The sequence below is a fragment of the Candidatus Kuenenia sp. genome (genome assembly GCF_027493735.1).
Lineage (GTDB): Bacteria > Planctomycetota > Brocadiia > Brocadiales > Brocadiaceae > Kuenenia > Kuenenia stuttgartiensis_A.
Map to the genome: position 1 here is coordinate 93,615 of NZ_JAOSKF010000004.1, position 17,631 is coordinate 111,245.

Annotated in this window: 22 protein-coding genes; 21 read left to right on the plus strand and 1 reads right to left on the minus strand. The window is 36.6% G+C overall.

The window, feature by feature from the left end:
• Positions 1-2 precede the first annotated feature (2 nt).
• The 21 genes from M5U24_RS03680 (at position 3) to M5U24_RS03780 (ending at position 17,127) form a co-directional block, all read left to right on the plus strand.
• Positions 3-587: a class I SAM-dependent methyltransferase gene (locus M5U24_RS03680; RefSeq protein ID WP_164994695.1), complete on the plus strand. Its 585-nt coding sequence runs from the start codon at positions 3-5 to the stop codon at positions 585-587.
• On the plus strand, positions 578-1,594 hold the full coding sequence (locus M5U24_RS03685) for a glycosyltransferase (protein WP_230405788.1): 1,017 nt from the start codon (positions 578-580) through the stop codon (positions 1,592-1,594). The genes M5U24_RS03680 and M5U24_RS03685 overlap by 10 nt, the downstream gene beginning before the upstream one ends.
• 363 nt (positions 1,595-1,957) lie before the next feature.
• Entirely contained in the window at positions 1,958-2,527 is a 570-nt protein-coding gene (locus M5U24_RS03690; RefSeq protein WP_164994698.1) for a methyltransferase domain-containing protein, read from the plus strand.
• 547 nt (positions 2,528-3,074) lie between these two features.
• A complete protein-coding gene (tumA, locus tag M5U24_RS03695) occupies positions 3,075-3,293 on the plus strand; it encodes an antitoxin TumA (RefSeq protein WP_298201593.1) in 219 nt (72 codons plus the stop codon).
• A gap of 14 nt (positions 3,294-3,307) precedes the next feature.
• Positions 3,308-3,610: a hypothetical protein gene (locus M5U24_RS03700; RefSeq protein WP_164994699.1), complete on the plus strand. Its 303-nt coding sequence runs from the start codon at positions 3,308-3,310 to the stop codon at positions 3,608-3,610.
• Entirely contained in the window at positions 3,610-3,840 is a 231-nt protein-coding gene (locus M5U24_RS03705) for a type II toxin-antitoxin system HicA family toxin (protein ID WP_164994700.1), read from the plus strand. Before M5U24_RS03700 ends, M5U24_RS03705 begins: the two co-directional genes overlap by 1 nt.
• Before the next feature lie 494 nt (positions 3,841-4,334).
• A complete protein-coding gene (locus M5U24_RS03710) occupies positions 4,335-4,754 on the plus strand; it encodes a hypothetical protein (RefSeq protein ID WP_164994701.1) in 420 nt (139 codons plus the stop codon).
• A gap of 45 nt (positions 4,755-4,799) precedes the next feature.
• Entirely contained in the window at positions 4,800-5,789 is a 990-nt protein-coding gene (locus M5U24_RS03715) for an Rpn family recombination-promoting nuclease/putative transposase (protein ID WP_164994702.1), read from the plus strand.
• Positions 5,790-6,062: 273 nt separating this feature from the next.
• Positions 6,063-6,284, plus strand: coding sequence for a hypothetical protein (locus M5U24_RS03720; RefSeq protein ID WP_164994703.1), 222 nt, complete (start codon positions 6,063-6,065; stop codon positions 6,282-6,284).
• The gene (locus M5U24_RS03725) at positions 6,281-6,628 is read left to right on the plus strand and encodes a PIN domain-containing protein (RefSeq protein WP_164994704.1); all 348 of its coding nucleotides are present in this window, start codon (positions 6,281-6,283) and stop codon (positions 6,626-6,628) included. The genes M5U24_RS03720 and M5U24_RS03725 overlap by 4 nt, the downstream gene beginning before the upstream one ends.
• Before the next feature lie 195 nt (positions 6,629-6,823).
• Positions 6,824-7,972, plus strand: a complete 1,149-nt coding sequence (locus M5U24_RS03730; RefSeq protein WP_164994705.1) for a DegT/DnrJ/EryC1/StrS family aminotransferase — start codon at positions 6,824-6,826, stop codon at positions 7,970-7,972.
• Positions 7,969-8,541: a class I SAM-dependent methyltransferase gene (locus tag M5U24_RS03735; RefSeq protein WP_164994706.1), complete on the plus strand. Its 573-nt coding sequence runs from the start codon at positions 7,969-7,971 to the stop codon at positions 8,539-8,541. The genes M5U24_RS03730 and M5U24_RS03735 overlap by 4 nt, the downstream gene beginning before the upstream one ends.
• A 73-nt stretch (positions 8,542-8,614) precedes the next feature.
• Positions 8,615-9,175 (plus strand): winged helix-turn-helix domain-containing protein, encoded by a 561-nt coding sequence (locus tag M5U24_RS03740; RefSeq protein ID WP_298201595.1) that lies wholly within the window; start codon positions 8,615-8,617, stop codon positions 9,173-9,175.
• Entirely contained in the window at positions 9,124-9,651 is a 528-nt protein-coding gene (locus tag M5U24_RS03745; RefSeq protein WP_298201597.1) for an IS630 family transposase, read from the plus strand. Before M5U24_RS03740 ends, M5U24_RS03745 begins: the two co-directional genes overlap by 52 nt.
• Before the next feature lie 240 nt (positions 9,652-9,891).
• Entirely contained in the window at positions 9,892-11,118 is a 1,227-nt protein-coding gene (locus M5U24_RS03750; RefSeq protein ID WP_164994708.1) for a glycosyltransferase family 1 protein, read from the plus strand.
• Positions 11,119-11,451: 333 nt separating this feature from the next.
• Entirely contained in the window at positions 11,452-12,630 is a 1,179-nt protein-coding gene (locus tag M5U24_RS03755) for a glycosyltransferase (protein ID WP_164994709.1), read from the plus strand.
• A 118-nt stretch (positions 12,631-12,748) separates the two neighbouring features.
• Positions 12,749-13,456: a class I SAM-dependent methyltransferase gene (locus M5U24_RS03760; RefSeq protein WP_164994710.1), complete on the plus strand. Its 708-nt coding sequence runs from the start codon at positions 12,749-12,751 to the stop codon at positions 13,454-13,456.
• Between the two features lie 321 nt (positions 13,457-13,777).
• Positions 13,778-14,449, plus strand: a complete 672-nt coding sequence (locus M5U24_RS03765; RefSeq protein WP_298201600.1) for an acyltransferase — start codon at positions 13,778-13,780, stop codon at positions 14,447-14,449.
• Between the two features lie 815 nt (positions 14,450-15,264).
• Positions 15,265-15,501, plus strand: coding sequence for a hypothetical protein (locus M5U24_RS03770; protein ID WP_298201602.1), 237 nt, complete (start codon positions 15,265-15,267; stop codon positions 15,499-15,501).
• A 118-nt stretch (positions 15,502-15,619) separates the two neighbouring features.
• Positions 15,620-16,402 (plus strand): glycosyltransferase, encoded by a 783-nt coding sequence (locus tag M5U24_RS03775; RefSeq protein ID WP_298201603.1) that lies wholly within the window; start codon positions 15,620-15,622, stop codon positions 16,400-16,402.
• A gap of 65 nt (positions 16,403-16,467) precedes the next feature.
• The gene (locus M5U24_RS03780) at positions 16,468-17,127 is read left to right on the plus strand and encodes a class I SAM-dependent methyltransferase (RefSeq protein ID WP_298201605.1); all 660 of its coding nucleotides are present in this window, start codon (positions 16,468-16,470) and stop codon (positions 17,125-17,127) included.
• Positions 17,128-17,355: 228 nt separating this feature from the next.
• On the opposite strand, the gene M5U24_RS03785 is transcribed toward M5U24_RS03780, so the two are convergent.
• Positions 17,356-17,583 (minus strand): hypothetical protein, encoded by a 228-nt coding sequence (locus tag M5U24_RS03785; RefSeq protein WP_298201607.1) that lies wholly within the window; start codon positions 17,581-17,583, stop codon positions 17,356-17,358.
• Positions 17,584-17,631: the final 48 nt, after the last annotated feature.

Consider the following 17,631-nt stretch of genomic DNA (forward strand, 5'->3'; position numbering starts at 1 on the left):
ACTTGAGAAAAGCACTACAAAAGATATTTAAAATAATAGCACTACGAAAAATTAGAAATAGTAAATACAATCAAATAGTTACTCATCTTACGGAGGACGAGAAATTAGTGCTCTACAACCTCAGTAAAAAGTTAGAGAACGGAATGGTAATGGTGGAAGTTGGTTCTTATCTTGGCGCAAGTGCGTGCTTTTTAGCCTGGGGTTGTAGTAAAAAAACTAATATTTTCTACTGCATTGATACTTGGGAAAACGACTCAATGACAGAAGGGAAACGAGATACGTATAATGAATTTATATTTAACACGAAGGACTTTAAGGATTTGATTAAGCCATTACGCGGCAATTCTGTTGATGTTGCAAAGACCTTTCAAGGGGAAATTAATCTACTTTTTATTGATGGCGATCATTCTTACGAAAGCTGTTTGCAAGATTGGGTCTCATGGGAACCATTCTTGGATCGTAATGCCATAGTAGTTTTCCACGACATTGGCTGGGCTGAAGGAGTCCAAAGAGTTGTTCAGGAAAAAATCGTCCCAATAGCCAAAAAAGAAAAACAGCTTCCAAATTTATATTGGGCGTGGATTTAAGAGTGTTTTTATCCGTTATTATTCCAACCCGAAATCGTGCTGATTATTTGGAAGATGCCTTAGAAAGCATCTTAGTGCAAACTCTAAAACCAGAATTTTATGAAGTTATTGTTATCGACAACGGCTCTGTGGATAATACAAGGGGAATTGTTGACAAATTGAACCTACAGCATGAAAATCGAATCAAGTATATATTTGAAGAAGAACCCGGGCTTCATGTTGGGCGTCACCGTGGAGCCAAAGAGGCAAAGGGGGAAATTTTAGTTTACGCTGATGATGATATAATTGCCTCTCAGGAATGGTTAAGTGCGATTCAAAATGCATTTAAGGATCCAGAAGTTGTATTAGTGGGAGGTAAAATCCTTCCCAAATGGGAAGGTCAGATACCTGAATGGATTAATCTTTTTAAGAGTAAAGTTGAGTGGGGTTGGACCATTGGGTATTTGAGCCTTTTGGATTTTGGCGATGAAACCAAAATTATTTCTCCTGGCTACGTCTATGGTTGTAACTATTCAATTCGTAAAACTGTTTTATTTGAATGTGGGGGATTTCACCCAGACGGTATGCCGCAGGAATTAATCCAGTACAGAGGAGATGGAGAGACCGCCTTGTCCAGGGTAATTAAGGGAAGGGGATATAAATCTCTATATGAGCCCAAGGCATCTGTCTTTCACTGGGTTCCATCTGAAAGGTTGTCGGTTGACTATTTTTGCCGCAGGGCATTTAATCAGGGCATATCGGACTCGTACACTGAAATACGAGCCAAATATGGATTGTCCAATATATTCTCGCAACCGTCTAATCAAACACCTTTTCCAATTTGGAAGAATATTAAAAAGATGATCAGATTTTTCTTGTTTTGGAAAAGCAATAAAGCTTCACATAAACATCCTATAGTCAGGCGAGTAAACAAGGCATATGCAGAGGGGAAATCCTTTCACAGGAAGAAAGCAGAACAAGATCCTGAACTTTTGAAATACATTTTAAAAGAAAACTATTTTTTATGAATACATTGAAAAAATTGATAAAAAGCAAAACAAAATCCTTTTTGAATCTCGCATCAAAACGTTAGTTGAATCTATCGTTGAGAAGAAACTGGATCATGAACTTCAAGTTCGCTCTCAGCTTCAGGATTTTTATCATGCCACAGAAAATGAAAAAGCCTCTTATTGGGAACAACAATTTGATCCGAAAGAATTTTGTGAGCGTTTTAAAAAATCTGGTATTGAAATAGAAGAAATAGAAATTGATATAGGGGATTTCGAGCAGTGGATGGGAAAATATCCTTCTATAGTAGATACCTATAAAGGATTGGTGATGTTAGAATTGAAAAGGTTTTAGAACACTATCTTACCTTAAAGCACCTTGATGTGAAGCGAGAGGATATTCTAATTGATATTGCAGCGGCAGGAAGTAATCTGGCTAAGGTTTTACGTAAAAAAGGTATGAAGGCTTACAGGCAGGACTTGACCTATCCCGATGGGATAAATGGGTATGATATAGGGGGTGATGCTGGAAACATGCCGCTCGCTGATGCCTTTGCAGATGTCTTAACGTTGCATTGTGCCTTTGAATGCTTTCAAGGAGAAGCGGATGTTAGATTTGCACGTGAAGCAGGTCGTATTTTGCGAGGGGGGGGGAGGGTAGGAATTATCCCTTTATATATCGATACCATAACTTTTGTAAAAACTAGCCCTTGGTGCGATACAAGAAATATTCAAGTGGAACAAGAAGCAAAATTCTTATGGCGGGATGATAAGTATAAAGAACCCTTTAGTCGTCACTATTCTCCCGAAACTTTTAGTTATAAAATTGCATCACAAATGCCGGAATTTGCCATAAAGATTTTATATTTTACCAACTTAAAAGAACTTTCAGAGAATGTCTATCCTGGGCAGAGAATATATTGCCACTTTATGTTTAAAGCACAGAAAAGGTAATGTCAGAAAAATACACACTCAGGCGGGCGGGTTCAGGTTTGTAACCTGAACCCATAGTTTATTTGGCGAATAGTGCTCTATGTATTTAATAGCTAAATCCCCCCTATTAGCAGTCAGTAACAATATAAAACGTGGGGTTCAAGTTGCAAACTTGAACCCGCCAGGAGTAGTACTGTATCAATTTAGTGTTTTGAAAATTTAAGCCCTATTAAGGGCGTACTGTTTGTAGCAATTAATCGTTAAGATACGATTAGCTCCGTAGGAGCGACCTGGATATGATTGATATGCAAACAGGCCTGTCTGTCGGCAGACAGGTCGCTCCTAACGGAGCTAATATCTGTTATGGCATCCTATCTTGCTACAAACATGAGAAAAGTATAGGAAGATATTTATAGAGGATGATTGTATTGTGAGTATATTTCTTGATACAAACATTCTCATTTACTCTTATGATAGGGTAAGTCAAGAAAAACATAAAATATCGGTAGATTTTAATTTGTGAGAGAAAACATCTATTCTCAAAATGGCTGTTCCGGAAGGAGGAAATATGTGGAAACAAAGAATTGAGTATGATTCGCCTGTAGATGCTCTTATGGCTATAGCTAAGCGTCTCAGCATTTTTGGAACTCGGTACCGTATGACATCGGAGGAGTTTTTCGACAAGTTTAGCAAGGGACAGTTGGAAGACTCCGAGGATTTTGTCGAATGGGCGAATGACTATCAACATTATGTTGCGATCAGGCGTGAAATAGAGGCACATGTATAGCATGTTGCTTGATTTTGCAAAAAATAGAGAGAGGAGGCGGTTCATTTATGAAGTTGCAATTAATTATTGAGGTATGGAAAAAAGGATCCTGGTTTTTAGCACGAGCACCCGAAATGGACTTTATTTCACAGGGGAAAACTCCTGAGGAAGCAAGGAAGAATCTTTTAGAAGTTATAAACATACAATTTGAAGAAATGAAAGATATGGGGACACTTGAGGAATATTTACTTGAGTGTGGGTTTGAAATAAAGGGAGGCGAGTTAACCCCTCAAGGTGAAATTATAGGTTTTGAGAAATCGGTCATATCGGTGCCCTGATGCCGAGAATAAACCCTGTAGATTACAAAACGCTTTTAAAGATATTCCAGATGTTTGGTTGTACATATAAACGTAAAAAAGGCTCACATCACATCCTGACATACCCTGGAGCAAAGCGAGTTGTAGTTATTCCAGAGTATGACGAGATAGACATTGAAATAATCAAAAATAACATGCGAACAGTTGGTATGACAAGGGAACAGTATTTTGAGTTGCTAAAAAAAGCATAAGCCTCATTAAAAATCGGAATAAGGAAACTATTTGGAATTTGTGATTTATCATATAGAGAATGATTATAGAAAAAGCACTTACAGAGCAGATAATTTGAAATTTGGTAACACTTTAGTTTTTTGAAAAAGATTTGCCACACATATATAGTACAGTGTTTGTGGTAAAAGTTTGCTTCCTTATAACACCCCCCCGGCCCCTCTTTTTAGAGGGGATTTAGGGGTGTGTTTTAATACGAAAAAGCTTCTTACTCTATAAAACCCGGAATCCTTGATTTTATTAAGTCTTTTCAAAAAACTAAAGTGTTGTGAAATTTGTTATTTGGTATTTGTTCTTGTCTGTCTCTGTAGTAAGAAAACTATTTGTGTCTTAGCGCCTTAGTGACAAAATAATTAGCCAGAAATTGAAGGGAATGACAATTGAACAATAAAGATGACTACAAGCATCCCTTCAGGGATAATTATCTTGATTTTATTGTTTGACTGAGGAAGAAGATATGAGAGAGGCTATTGATAGGGTCTTTTGCGAAAACAAACTCCTCGCAATAATCATCCGCTCAGATTACAGCAAGGAGGGAATCGAGTTCTTTACCCCAAACGAATTCTCCCAGCAGCTTGCCTATATGAACCGCCCAGCCGGATACAAGATAGCCCCACACGTCCATAATAAAATTCAACGTGAGGTGTTTTATACGCAAGAAGTGCTCTTTATCAAAAGCGGTAAGGTAAAGGTTGATTTCTATACGGATGATCAGGGTTTTCATGATTCGCGTATTCTTGAAACGGGCGATATCATACTCCTTGCTTCCGGTGGACATGGATTCACCATGCTTGAGCCAACTGAAATGATTGAGGTGAAGCAGGGTCCCTATGCGGGAGAGGCAGATAAGACGAGGTTTGAGGGGAAAGGTGAATAGATTGAGATTGAGGAAAAATGTATAAAAACTTTAAGGATATGATAATTGAATATTTTAAATACGGATATGGAAATCTTCAATCCCCATGATAAATTCTTCAAAGAGACTTTTTCTATACGAGAAAATGTAATCGATTTTCTTAAGGGGACATTTCCCCCGGAAATTTTTAAAAAGCTGGATTTATCCACTTTGACACGGGATAATAACTCATATATCGACGAGGAACTTAAGGAACATTTTTCAGATATTGTCTATACCTGTTATTGTAAAGACAAAGAGCTAAAGATAACCCTTTTATTTGAGCATAAGAGTTATTCTGTAACATGCCCGCACCTCCAGTTATTAAAATATCTTTTAAAGATATGGGAAGCGAATATTAAGCAGACAGAAAAACTCATACCAGTAATTCCCGTGATTTTGTATCACGGTAAAGAACTATGGAAAGTCCGGAGATTTAGTGACTATTTTGAAGGAATAGACGAGATATTTTGTCGTTTTGTTCCGGAATTTGAATATCTGCTTACCGACCTGTCAAAATTTAGTAATGAAGAGATAAAGCAGAAGGTGTTTAGAAAGGTTTCTCTGGAGATAGCCTTATTGCTTATGAAGAATGTTTTCGATGAAAGGGAATTGGAGCGTAATCTAAAGGGCTTCTTTGAAATAGGGAGGCAGTATTTTGAAGAGGAAGAGGGGTTAAGGTTTTTGGAAAGTGTAATCCGGTATCTATATAGTTCTACCGAGATAGAAGTGGGTAAGGTTGTAAATACCATAAAAGATATCTCAGAGAGGGGAGGTGAATTAGGAATGACAACGGCTGCGAAACTTATTGAAAAAGGCAAGATTGAAGGCAAGATTGAAGGCAAGATTGAAGGGCTCAAAGAGGCAATAGAGATTGGTTTGGAGTTGAAGTATGGGGTTGAGGGCTTAAAGCTTTTGGAACGGATTAATAATATATCTTTGGTAGAGAAGTTAGAAGCAATAAAGGAAGCAGTGAAGATATCAAAGAATATGGAAGAAATTGAAAAATTGCTGTGAGTGTTGACACAGGCGCTGATAGTTGCGCTTATTCGTGCATATTTGTGTTCATTCGTGGCAAAAATAATCCGTGTTTAATCTGTTTTCTCTTGCGTTCTTTGCGCCCCCCCATTTCCATGAGGGCAGGCTTTTGCGGTGCAGTAATTATTAAATACGGAGTTTGAAGGTTTAAGGATTTAAAGGAAGATTATTTAAGGGCATGGAAGGGGTTAGGAAAATGGGAAGTGTCCCCATTTTCCCCTATTTTCCACTACAATTTCACGGGAGTATCTCATGAATAAGACAGAAAGTCTTAAGAGACAAATCGATGTATTGCCTCCTGCAATGCTTTCCGAAGTCGACAGGTTCATAAAGAGTTTAAAAAAGCAGGTACGTAAGCCGGTCAAGAGGGTGTCCCTTCTGTCCGAACTGGCGGAGTGCGCCCTCGACGATGACCTGCCGACCGATCTTGCCGAACAGCATGATCATTATCTGTATGGTACTCCCCGAAAATGAGGCAAACGGTCTTCCTGGATACCAGCTACCTGATTGCACTGATACGGAAGAAGGATGCCCGTCACCCTGATGCATTGGCTGCCGCATCGATATTTACCGGGCGTTTCGTCACTACAGACCTTGTTCTGGTTGAGCTTGCGAATTCCCTGTCACTGCCTCCGAATAGAGCTGCTGTGATCTCAGCCATCGAAAGAATCAGAACTGATGCAGCCACAACAATCATTTCGTTTACTTCAGAAGGCATGGAACGGGCTTTGACATTATTCAAGAGCAGTCACGACAAATCATGGGGATTGGTTGACTGCTTTTTCTTTTGTGGTTATGAAAGAAAAACGGATACGTAATGTGTTGACGTTTGATGATCATTTTCGTCAGGCTGGATTTGAAACACCCCTGCTGGCTGATCTGAAATGATTAATAATCCTGTTCCTTTTATAATAAGGTGAAATGAAGTTAGGTGTCAGACCTCAGACCTCAGACCTCTGACTTCAGACTTCAGACCTCAGACTTCAGCTCACAACTTTCAACTTAAAAAAACTATGATCCCTGTTAACGAACCATTATTAAACGGCAACGAAAAGAAATATTTAAACGAGTGCATCGATACGGGCTGGATATCCAGTGAAGGGCCATTTGTAAAGAAATTCGAGGAACAATTCGCCGCAACCGTGGGGAGAAAATACGGAATTGCCGTGGCAAATGGATCGGTAGCCCTTGATGTCGCTGTGACCGCTGCCGGTATTGGGAAAGGCGACGAGGTTATTATGCCAGCCTTTACGATTATATCTCCTGCAGCCTCTGTGGTCAGGGCTGGGGGAATTCCCGTCTTAGTTGATAGCGATCCCATTACCTGGAATATTGATGTGGAGAAATTAAAGATTAAGATTGAGGATGAGATTGAGGGAAAAGAGAATAAAAACCTAAAAGCGATTACGGTGGTGCATATCTACGGCCTGCCTGTCGATATGGACCCGATCCTTGAGGTTGCTGATAGATATGGACTTAAGATCATCGAAGATGCTGCAGAGATGCATGGGCAAACCTATAAAGGGAAACCTTGTGGTAGTTTTGGGGATATCAGTATTTTTAGTTTTTATCCGAATAAGCATATTACTACCGGTGAAGGGGGGATGGTACTTACCGATGATGACGGTATCGCAGAAAGACTGCGATCTTTACGCAATCTCTGTTTTCTGCCGCAAAGACGTTTTGTTCATGAGGAATTAGGCTGGAATTTCCGGATGACGAATCTACAGGCAGCCTTAGGTGTTGCACAACTGGAACGTATCGATGAATTTATAGCCCGTAAACGGAGAATGGGTATTCTTTATACGGAATTGCTAAAGGATGTTCCAGGCATTGAACTCCCCCTAGCAAAAACAGACTTTGCGCAAAATATCTACTGGGTCTTTGGCATCGTTTTAAAAGATGAGGTGCCATTTGATGCAGAGACGATGGCAAATAAATTGGCCGCGTACAAGATTGGAACCCGTCCGTTTTTCTGGCCCATGCATGAACAGCCGGTTTTCCAGAGAATGGGATTGTTTAACGGTGAGCGTTATCCGGTGGCAGAAAAGTTAGCACGCCGGGGGCTGTATATTCCAAGCGGATTGGCGCTCAAAGAAGATCAGATTAGACGAGTGGCTCAAACCATTAAAGAAATTATGATTGAGAGCGAACAGAGATGAGTACCTTTGGTGATTTATACTCTAAGTATTACGATTTGTTATATCGTGATAAAAATTATCAGGGAGAAGCGGATTATGTTCACCGGTTAATCCAAAAATATCATACAAGTACAAAAGAGATTTTAGAGTTGGGATGTGGTACCGGAAGGCATGCAGAGTTGCTTTCTGAAAAAGGATATTTCATTCATGGTGTAGACCGCAGTGAAGAAATGGTTCAAAGAGCCAAGCGGCGGTGTGTTGGCAGGGAAGACAAACTGACATTTGATTGTGCAGATATTTTGTCACTTCAGTTGTGTAAGAAATTTGATGTAGTTATATCGCTTTTTCACGTTATGAGTTATCAAGTAACCAATGAAGCGCTTAGTTGTGCCTTTGAAACAGCAAGCAGCCATATTAAATCAAGAGGGATTTTTATTTTTGATTTTTGGTACGGCCCGGCGGTTTTTACAGACAAGCCTTCGGTTAGGATCAAGCGAATTAGAGATGAGGATTTGGAGGTTTTAAGAATCGCAGAACCCATGATGCAAGAAAATGAAAATAGTGTAGATGTCAACTACCATATAATATAGTAAAAAGCATTTATTTTTATAAAAGATTGTTTTTTTCTTGCATTCGAATTGTTTCTAGAGTATTAAATTCTGCATGAATCCATTTCTCAGTGAAAAAACCCGAATAGAATTTAAAAAAGCACATAAGAAAGAGCCTCATAGACGTCATGCCGACCGAATCAAGGCGATACTTCTTCTTGATTCAGGATGGAGTTACGACGAAGTGGCAGAAGCGCTCTTATTAGACGATCAAACAATCAGGAATTACGAAAAACTATACAAAGATAAAGGTTTTGACGGGCTTTTATCTGACAATTATATTGGCTGTGTACCAAAACTCACCTGCGAACAAGAAGAACAATTAAAAGATCATATCAGGCAAAACAACTATAGTGCGGCAAAAGAAATTGTTGAATATGTAAAACAGACATTCAATAAAATCTATACACCCGAAGGAATGGTACATACCCTCGATAGATTAGGCTTTACTTACAAGAAAACTACAATAGTTCCAGGCAAAGCAAACCCTGAAAAACAAAAAGAATTTATCGAAAAATACAAACAACTCAAAGAAGAGAAAGCCCCGGAGATAAGATACTTTTTATGGATGGAGTTCATCCACAGCACAATTCTACGTCTGCATATTGCTGGATAGAGAAAGGCAAAAAGAAGGAAATACCCTCTAATACCGGTAGGAAAAGAATAAATTTAAACGGTGCTATTGACATAGAAACCTTTGAAGTAACAATCCGGGAAGATGAAAGCATCAATGCTCAATCAACAATAAAGCTTTTCCATGAAATAGAGTCAAGGTCTGCTCAAGCCGGTACTATTTACATAATCTCTGATAATGCTAAATATTACAGTTCTAAGTTGGTCAAAGAATACCTTGCAAATTCGAGAATAAAGATCAAATTTCTCCCTTCCTATTCACCCAATTTAAATCTCATTGAAAGATTATGGAAATTCTTTCGCAAAAAAATATTGTATAACAAGTATTATGATACTTATGAGAAGTTTAAAAACAAATGTTTAAGTTTTTTCAAAAATATTAACGAGTATACAGATGAATTGTCTACTCTTTTAACTGAAAATTTTCAAATTATTGGCGAGCAAATTTCGAAAACCTGATTTGTTTGACTATAATTAAAGACTTGAAAAATAGAGAGATTCAGGAGAAGCACGAGCAGCATCGAATGAGGTATCTTTTTTTACCAGAAATCAGAATGTATTTGAAGGTGAGTGGTTTTGAGTTGGTTGATGCAATTGAATGGTTGACGGATGATAAGCCATTAGGACTTAATAGTTGGAATGGTGTAGTGATAGCAAGGAAAAGTTTATGAAAATAATTTTTAATAGTTGTTTTGTTCAATGAAGGATTTAGGAATAAGCAAAACGTGCCACATTGCTATTTATTTAGTTGCGCATCCAAGTATGGGCGGTACATTCCAATATACTTTAACGGTACTCAAGGCTTTCGCAAAAATAAAAGAAAATAATAGGAATGGTGTTTCCATTCTATGTATTACTCTCACAAAAGACTGGAATGATTTACTAAAGAAAGATTATCCACAGTTTAGTGTGACACACATTCATAGGAATATTTTTCACAAAGCTGTTGGCAAGGTTTTAAAATCTACTAAATTTGGATGGTTTGTTTGGAGAAAAATAAACAAATTACTACCTTTTGCATACAAAGATATTTTTAAGATGAATCTGGATTTGATTCTATATCCTTCTCAAGATGATATTGTACATGAGATTGATATACCTGCAATATCAGTTATTCATGATCTTATGCATCGTTATGAAAAACAATTTCCTGAGTCATGTAGCATTCAAGAAATTGAACGGAGAGAACGACAATATAAAAAGATATGCAAGTTTAGCACAATAATAATTGTTGATTCTAAAGTAGGGGAAAAACAGGTAGAAGAGTCTTACGGAAACATTTTGAAGGCAAAAGTTATACCCTTGCCGTTTATACCCCCACCTTATATACTCGAACATAATCCGACAATTGATTTTACCTATGTAATAGAGAAATATAAACTCCATAGTAAATATGTATTTTATCCTGCCCAGTTTTGGACACATAAAAACCATCATAACCTATTAAAAGCAATAGATTTGTTGAAAGACAAGGGAATCAAAGTAAATGCTGTATTTGTTGGTTCAAAGAAAAACAATTACAAAAACGTGATTGATCTCATTAACATTTTATCTTTAGGTGAACAAATAAGAATAATTGACTATGTACCTAACGAAGATATAGTTGCTCTTTATAAAAATTCTATTGCATTGGTTATGCCTACTTTTTTTGGACCAACAAATATACCTATAGTTGAAGCTATGTTTTTAGGGGTCCCGGTCATCTGTTCGAATGTTTATGCAATGCAGGAACAAGTTGGTAATGCCGGGCTTTTATTTGATCCCAAGAGTATAAATGGTATTGCAGATAGTATTTATAGAATATGGACAGACGAAAATCTAAGAAAAGGCCTCATACAAAGAGGGTATAAAAAAGTGAAAAATATTACAATAGAAAATTATACAAAACAATGGGAAAACATTATTATGGAAGCTTTAAAAAGATGACGTTTATTGACAACGTAAATAAAACTATACTGATAAGCAAACTGCTAATACCTTTGGTTCTTCCTGGATAAAAATCAGTATGGTTATGCTTTGTAATAACCAGAGCCCGCATGGAGATGAAACTAATCGTTAATATTGGTCAGATATTTATTAACAGACTAGAGGAAAAATGGATGATGAAATTAACCTATAAGGTTCGGACACTGTATTATCTTGCCTTTAATGAAGAGTAACATAGCAGAAAGTTTTCAAATAAGAGGTAGGGGTTAAAAATTTTCAAATGACAACAAAAATCAAATAACCAAGGTTGGATAAGCAAACTACCCACATGGTATGAAAGAGAATAAGACTAAATTGCCCGGGAGGGTTTTGATCGTTACCAGTGGTTACCCTCCAATAATCGGGGGATCATCCACGGTATTCATAAATCTATTGGGCAATATTGACCCTTCCACATTCGTTATCCTGACAAAATCGTGGGGTTATGGTTTGGGTATGGAGAAGCCAAAAGGATACAATGTTTACCGTGTGCCACGTTTAAAATATACTTTTCTGCGTGGTCAAAGATACTGGGAGCCACTTATAAAACATTTTGTAGTAAGCCGCATTGTTAAGATGGGGATGAGGGCAATTCGTGAGATGAAATGTACAGGGATCCTGGCTGCTTTCCCGTGTCTTCCATATATGGAGGCTGGTTATTTATTAGCTAAAAAGTCCGGATTGCCGTTTTCTGTTTATCTGCATGATACTGTTTTAGAAGCGAATGTTGGACAATTATTTTATGAGAATTGGGCAAGAAAGATACAAGACCTTATATTTCCAAAGGCAAAACCCATTTTTGTTATGAGTGAGGGGATTAAACAATTTTATAAAACACAATATTGTATGGATACGATTGTTCTATCCCATTGTTTTAATGAACCATTACCCCAAGAATATGATAGTGAAAGTACCAATAAAAATAATATAATCAACCTTTTCTTTGGTGGCAATATTTATAGAACGTGTTTATCGGCATTAAAAAATATTTTCGTTGCCATTAAAAATGAACCTGACATTCATATTACCATAAGCAATCCATATACACTTCATCCAGGCCTTTCGCTTCCTGATAATCGTCTTCATCACTGTTTTTCCTCTGAGAGATACGATTTCTTAAGGAAGCTAATGCAATCTGACGTCACGATAGTACCTCTTGGCTTTACCAAAGAGGTACATCATGGTGAAATTTCAACTATTTTTCCTACAAAGTGTATTGAATATTTTTGGGCAGGAAAACCTATTCTTGTTCATTGCCCAAAAGATTATTTCCTGGCCCGTTTTTTCGAGGAACATGAATGTGGGATGGTAGTGAGCGATCCCGATCCACAAACGATAAGAGATGCTATAAGAAAACTCATAAATGATAATGAGTTACGAGCTAAATTTATCAAAGGCGCTCGGAAGGCTTTAAGTTTGTTTGATGGAAAGCGAGTAGCTGAAATTCTTTCTGATAATCTTTTTAAAAGATGATGTTATAAAAATTTAGACATGATTCGAAAAAAAGACTGATTCAATATTGCATCAGTATGTAATAAGAAAGAACAAGAGAAATAATATTGCGGATGTGTCATTGACAAAGTGAAGAATTTTGAAGATTGAAAACGAAATAGAACGCATCAAGGACGCCTATGAGAGAAGAAAGGGAAAAATCCCTTCCCTTTTGTATTCTTTTTTTAACCGTGCCAACCTTTTTATTATTCAACAAAGAGAATATGCTTTATTAGAGTTACTGGCAAAATACAATATAACCTCCCTTGATTCTAAAAAAATTCTTGATGTTGGTTGCGGTGGCGGAGGGGAACTGCGGAATTTAATCAGATACGGTGCTAAACCAGAAAACATGTGTGGTATAGACCTTTTACCTGATAGAATCAAAATAGCAAAGAAAATAAGCCCCAATATTGATTTTCGATGTGGAGATGCTTCTTGCATTTCTTTTGAAGACGAAAGTTTTGATATTGTCGTGCAGTTTACTGTCTTTACATCAATTTTCGATGATAATATGAAAAAGAGTATTGCAAGAGAAATGATCCGGGTGCTTAAGCCCGATGGCATAATTCTCTGGTATGATTATCATATGAACAATCCGAGAAACCCCGATGTTAAAGGGGTGAAAAAGGGGGAAATTTATGAACTTTTCCCCAATTGTAACATTTATCTGCAACGTATAACCCTTGCGCCCCCAATTATCCGTCTCATTGCTCCGTATTCATGGATTGCGTGTTATATACTAGAAAAGTTAAAAATACTCAATACCCATTATATAGGGGTTATAAAGAAATGTCGGAAATCATAAGCCAATATTAAAGTGAGTATAAATTCAACCGGTAAAAGTTAATGGGGCCTCGAAGTTAAATTCTCCGGAAGTAAAGATACCTTTTTTCAAGCGATAAAATGATGGAATATGCAGTGAGCACACCATCCAACATTAAGGTAAAGTATGGATTCAGAAATATATCTTAAAAAAGTTTGCAACAATATATTTGCATAAAGAAACCGTTTATCGACGCAAAATGGGATTCGGTTTCAATCTTGCATTGATGTTAAGAACCAATATAAAATCATTTTTTAAAGATATTTTGATGAATAAACGTTTTAAAGGGTGGAAAGCTTTTAGATGAACATTTTAAATGGAAATAACATGAATGGGAAATTGTCACGATGGCGCAAAGCAATTAATAATCCTGTAAAATCATGGTATTATCTCATGATGCTTATGAAAGGAAAATGGTATAAATTTAAGTATTCATTCCGTGGCCATCGTTTTTCTTGTGGGAAAAATCTTCTGGTAAAAGATTTGTTTGTATTTTCAGGTGCGGGTTCAGTACATCTAGGGAATAATATTTATATTAAAGGTGGTCCTTATCGAAATAATATTCTCGAGACCTTTTCAAGTGCAGCTAACATCACTATTGGTAACCACAGTTTTCTAAATGGGGTAAAAATGCATTGCCTAAGCCGGATTGAAGTTGGTAAAAGGTGTATTTTTGCTAATGCTCGTATATCTGATCATGATCCACACAGTGTTTATCCCAACCGTTGGAACCTATCTGTTCCTTTGATAACAAAACCAGTAATTATTGAAGATAATGTCTGGGTTTGCATGGAATCTATTGTCCTTAAGGGGGTAAGGATCGGCAAGAATTCTGTTGTGGCAGCTGGCGCTGTTGTTACCAAGGATGTTCCTGATAATTGTGTTGTTGCAGGAAATCCCGCTCGCATAGTTAAGAGATTTTCTCGGGATGAAATAAATCAGGCCGAACAATATATGTCTGGATTACCGGAATGAATCAACGTTGGTCCAAACGTTTTAAAGGAAAATGTATAGAAGGGATCACTGGATATATAGTAGAGACGTAGACCGTCTTGTGGGTGCTTGTAGAGTCTTCAGAAGAGATATGATTAAGGGAAATGAATAATTACAAAACATGGTTAGTTTTTTTGAATGCTATATTTTTTCTGGTCAGCAATTTACGTGTAAAGACGTGAAGTATATAGTAAATGGAATCCTATAATCGTCCTTCAAATTAGCTTTGATATCAATAATAATATCTTCCTTTAAGTTGAAAGACTCAGGAATATTGAAATGACAAAATTTAAGCAAGAGCATTTTAAGTTATTTTCATTTTTACAAGAATCATTAGTTCCATCAGTCATTGGGATATAAGACATCATATAAGGTTTATCATGGAATCGGTGCTGAGAATTAAAAGTCGAAAAGGAATCATTGCTGTGACAGGAAAATAAGGAAGGTCAGAAATGGTTTATGGGTTTTCCAGAAGTAACGGAAGGGACTCGTAGGGGTATTGGCGAACACTTTTTGTCTCATATTGTTCGTTGAGGAAAGCTTCTAATAAATTATTTTGATAAATCTGTACATTTCAAAAATTATCCTTTGGGATTGATCAAACAGCAAATATTTGAATGAAGCAGATAGCAAATTATTCCCCAAAAATTATACTTGTTGGTTAGTCTGGTTGGTTAACATTTATAAAAGCAGGTCTGTCCTTTTATAGTTGGTGGTTATATGTTATTAAAATGATCGTTGACTGATGATATATGAGCAAAGAAATTAAGGAAAACAATAAGAAGGAACCTTTATAAATGAAAATTGCAGAAGTATATGATGCTCCCTATAATGAGAGAGGCGGTATTAGCGTATATGTTGTTTCTTTTATAAAAAATGCGCCAGAACATGATTTTACCCTGTGGACTCGAGATAAGAGTGATATGACAGTTGCAATTGGTAGAAAACTTATAAGTATCAATGCGCTAATTCCGAATAAAAAGAAATTTAAATTCGTACCTGAAATAATAAGAAGTATTTTTACGTTTGGTTAAAACTCAAAAAAATATCTAATCTTCAAAACGTAATTGTATATAACTCCAGTACATATTTTTGGACATATATTTTTAGAAAAAAACGATTCCTACAATTTTAATTATTCATGGCACGAATATGCCAATAACCAGCATGTCAGTTGGTAGAAAAAAGGCATTTTTCGTCGCTTGTTCAGATAGGCTGGCTATTAAAAAAGCAGATAGAGTAATATTGGTTAGTCAGGAAGGCCTTCAATACTATCAGGATAAACATCCAAAATATAAAAGTAAGATGGTTTTCTACCCCACATTTTCGGAGGATTCTTTATTTTATCCAAAAGACCGTAATATCTCCAAAAAGGATTTATTTTTAGCTGGGAAAAATATTTTAACATATGTTGGCAGATTAAATGTTCAAAAAAAAGTCTCATTAGTTATTAGAATATTTAGTCAAATATTAGAGATAAAAACAAATTCACATCTTTGTATTGTGGGAGATGGGCCTGATCGAGAAACATTGATTGATTTAACGAAAAAATTGGGATTGGGAAAATATGTAACTTTTTATGGAAATGTCTGTCACGAAGAGATACCCACTTTTTTCAATGCTTCTGATTTGTCCTTTACGCTTTCATATTGGGAAGGTACTGCGCAGACTATATTGGAAAGCCTTGCATGTGGCACACCTGTTATAGTCTCAGATGTAGCAGATAATCGTCAAATTATTACAAACGGTAAAGATGGCTTTGTCCTTGAGTCTGATGATGAGGAAAAAGGTGCAGCATATGCCATTAAGATCATGGATAATTATGATCAGTTCTCCAAAAACGCACTGGATAAAGGAAAAAAATATTACGCTTCTGCGATTGTTCCCAAGATAATTCAGGAAATAAAAAGTGTCATAGAAAAACAGCATCTATAAGTTCCTATTTCCGATAGAAATTATTTTGTTAATTATCTTTTGATCTTTCTTTTGAAAAATGTTTTATGAAAAACCCGGAAATGAGAGAACGGGGCAAGAAAGCATATACCTGGTTGCCAAATTCTAATCATATCCTGTTAGATATAGGGTGTGGGGTAGGCGAGTTTACAGGTTATTTCCAGGGAAAGGCAAATATTGTTATCGGCTGTGATATCTCCCTTGAGAACTTAAGAAATGCACAAAGGATGAATCACGGCATATCTTTTGTTCAATGTGAATGTGAATACTTACCCTTTAAAAATGATACGGTTGGTGCCGTTGTGTGTACCGATGTATTGGAACATACCAATAGTAAAAAACAAACTATTCACGAAATTTTCAGGGTGATGAAGGAAGAGGCCACTATGTGTTTAAGCGTGCCTTATAAAGGTTCATTTTGGTTTTTAGATGTTGAAAATTTCCGATACTACATAAATAAACTTATAACCACCCCTCTTTTCCCTCCTTCGCAAGGAGGGGATAAAGGGGAGGCCTTCCGAGCAATTAAAAAAAAGGTGAAATCAGGGTTGCCTCATAAACATTTTACGTTTGCCGAACTAAAGGAATTAGTCCACAATTTCACAATTTTAAAATATTCCAGAACTGGTTGCTTCATTTATCCAATGTGCCTGATTGCTTATAGGGTAACCAAAAGGTTAAGAATTACTTTTTGGATAGATTCGTGAGATTTCTTGCTGATGCTGACTATTCAATAGCATATGGAATTCATGCATTTAATATAATGTTGTTAGTTAAAAAACCGAAAAAGAAATGATGACCTCGGTATTCAATAGAGCCTCTTATATACTTAAGTGATAAATAGTGTTTTACAAAAACAACCTATATAAATTTCAATATTTAATCGTTATTTTTCTGCCACTTATCTTTTGGTATCTTTGTGGAGACATTTTTCTTTACAGGACGCCGTTCATCCTTCCGGTTTTTTTTATTCTTCCGTTTTTAGCTTTCCTGCTTATCAAGAAAAATATATTGGGATTATATATCATTATCGGGGCTATGTGCCTCTCCGGCGGGCTTATCAGCATTGGAAGCGGTGAGCATGCTATCGAATTCTTTTCTGATTTACCACTTCCCTTCAACTTTAATCTATTCGAACTTCTATCTATAGGGATAATGGCCATATTGTATGCTTCCATTTGTTTAAAAAGAGACCTCAGCCTTTTTGAAGA

Excerpts from the sequence above, each read along its gene's own strand:
- tumA (WP_298201593.1), top strand. The coding sequence starts at position 3,075 with ATGTGGAAACAAAGAATTGAGTATGATTCGCCTGTAGATGCTCTTATG.
- M5U24_RS03705 (WP_164994700.1), top strand. The coding sequence starts at position 3,610 with ATGCCGAGAATAAACCCTGTAGATTACAAAACGCTTTTAAAGATATTC.
- M5U24_RS03710 (WP_164994701.1), top strand. The coding sequence starts at position 4,335 with ATGAGAGAGGCTATTGATAGGGTCTTTTGCGAAAACAAACTCCTCGCA.
- M5U24_RS03720 (WP_164994703.1), top strand. The coding sequence starts at position 6,063 with ATGAATAAGACAGAAAGTCTTAAGAGACAAATCGATGTATTGCCTCCT.
- M5U24_RS03725 (WP_164994704.1), top strand. The coding sequence starts at position 6,281 with ATGAGGCAAACGGTCTTCCTGGATACCAGCTACCTGATTGCACTGATA.
- M5U24_RS03730 (WP_164994705.1), top strand. The coding sequence starts at position 6,824 with ATGATCCCTGTTAACGAACCATTATTAAACGGCAACGAAAAGAAATAT.
- M5U24_RS03735 (WP_164994706.1), top strand. The coding sequence starts at position 7,969 with ATGAGTACCTTTGGTGATTTATACTCTAAGTATTACGATTTGTTATAT.
- M5U24_RS03740 (WP_298201595.1), top strand. The coding sequence starts at position 8,615 with ATGAATCCATTTCTCAGTGAAAAAACCCGAATAGAATTTAAAAAAGCA.
- M5U24_RS03745 (WP_298201597.1), top strand. The coding sequence starts at position 9,124 with ATGGATGGAGTTCATCCACAGCACAATTCTACGTCTGCATATTGCTGG.
- M5U24_RS03750 (WP_164994708.1), top strand. The coding sequence starts at position 9,892 with ATGAAGGATTTAGGAATAAGCAAAACGTGCCACATTGCTATTTATTTA.
- M5U24_RS03755 (WP_164994709.1), top strand. The coding sequence starts at position 11,452 with ATGAAAGAGAATAAGACTAAATTGCCCGGGAGGGTTTTGATCGTTACC.
- M5U24_RS03765 (WP_298201600.1), top strand. The coding sequence starts at position 13,778 with ATGAACATTTTAAATGGAAATAACATGAATGGGAAATTGTCACGATGG.
- M5U24_RS03770 (WP_298201602.1), top strand. The coding sequence starts at position 15,265 with ATGAAAATTGCAGAAGTATATGATGCTCCCTATAATGAGAGAGGCGGT.
- M5U24_RS03775 (WP_298201603.1), top strand. The coding sequence starts at position 15,620 with ATGCCAATAACCAGCATGTCAGTTGGTAGAAAAAAGGCATTTTTCGTC.
- M5U24_RS03780 (WP_298201605.1), top strand. The coding sequence starts at position 16,468 with ATGAAAAACCCGGAAATGAGAGAACGGGGCAAGAAAGCATATACCTGG.
- M5U24_RS03785 (WP_298201607.1), bottom strand. The coding sequence starts at position 17,583 with ATGGCCATTATCCCTATAGATAGAAGTTCGAATAGATTAAAGTTGAAG.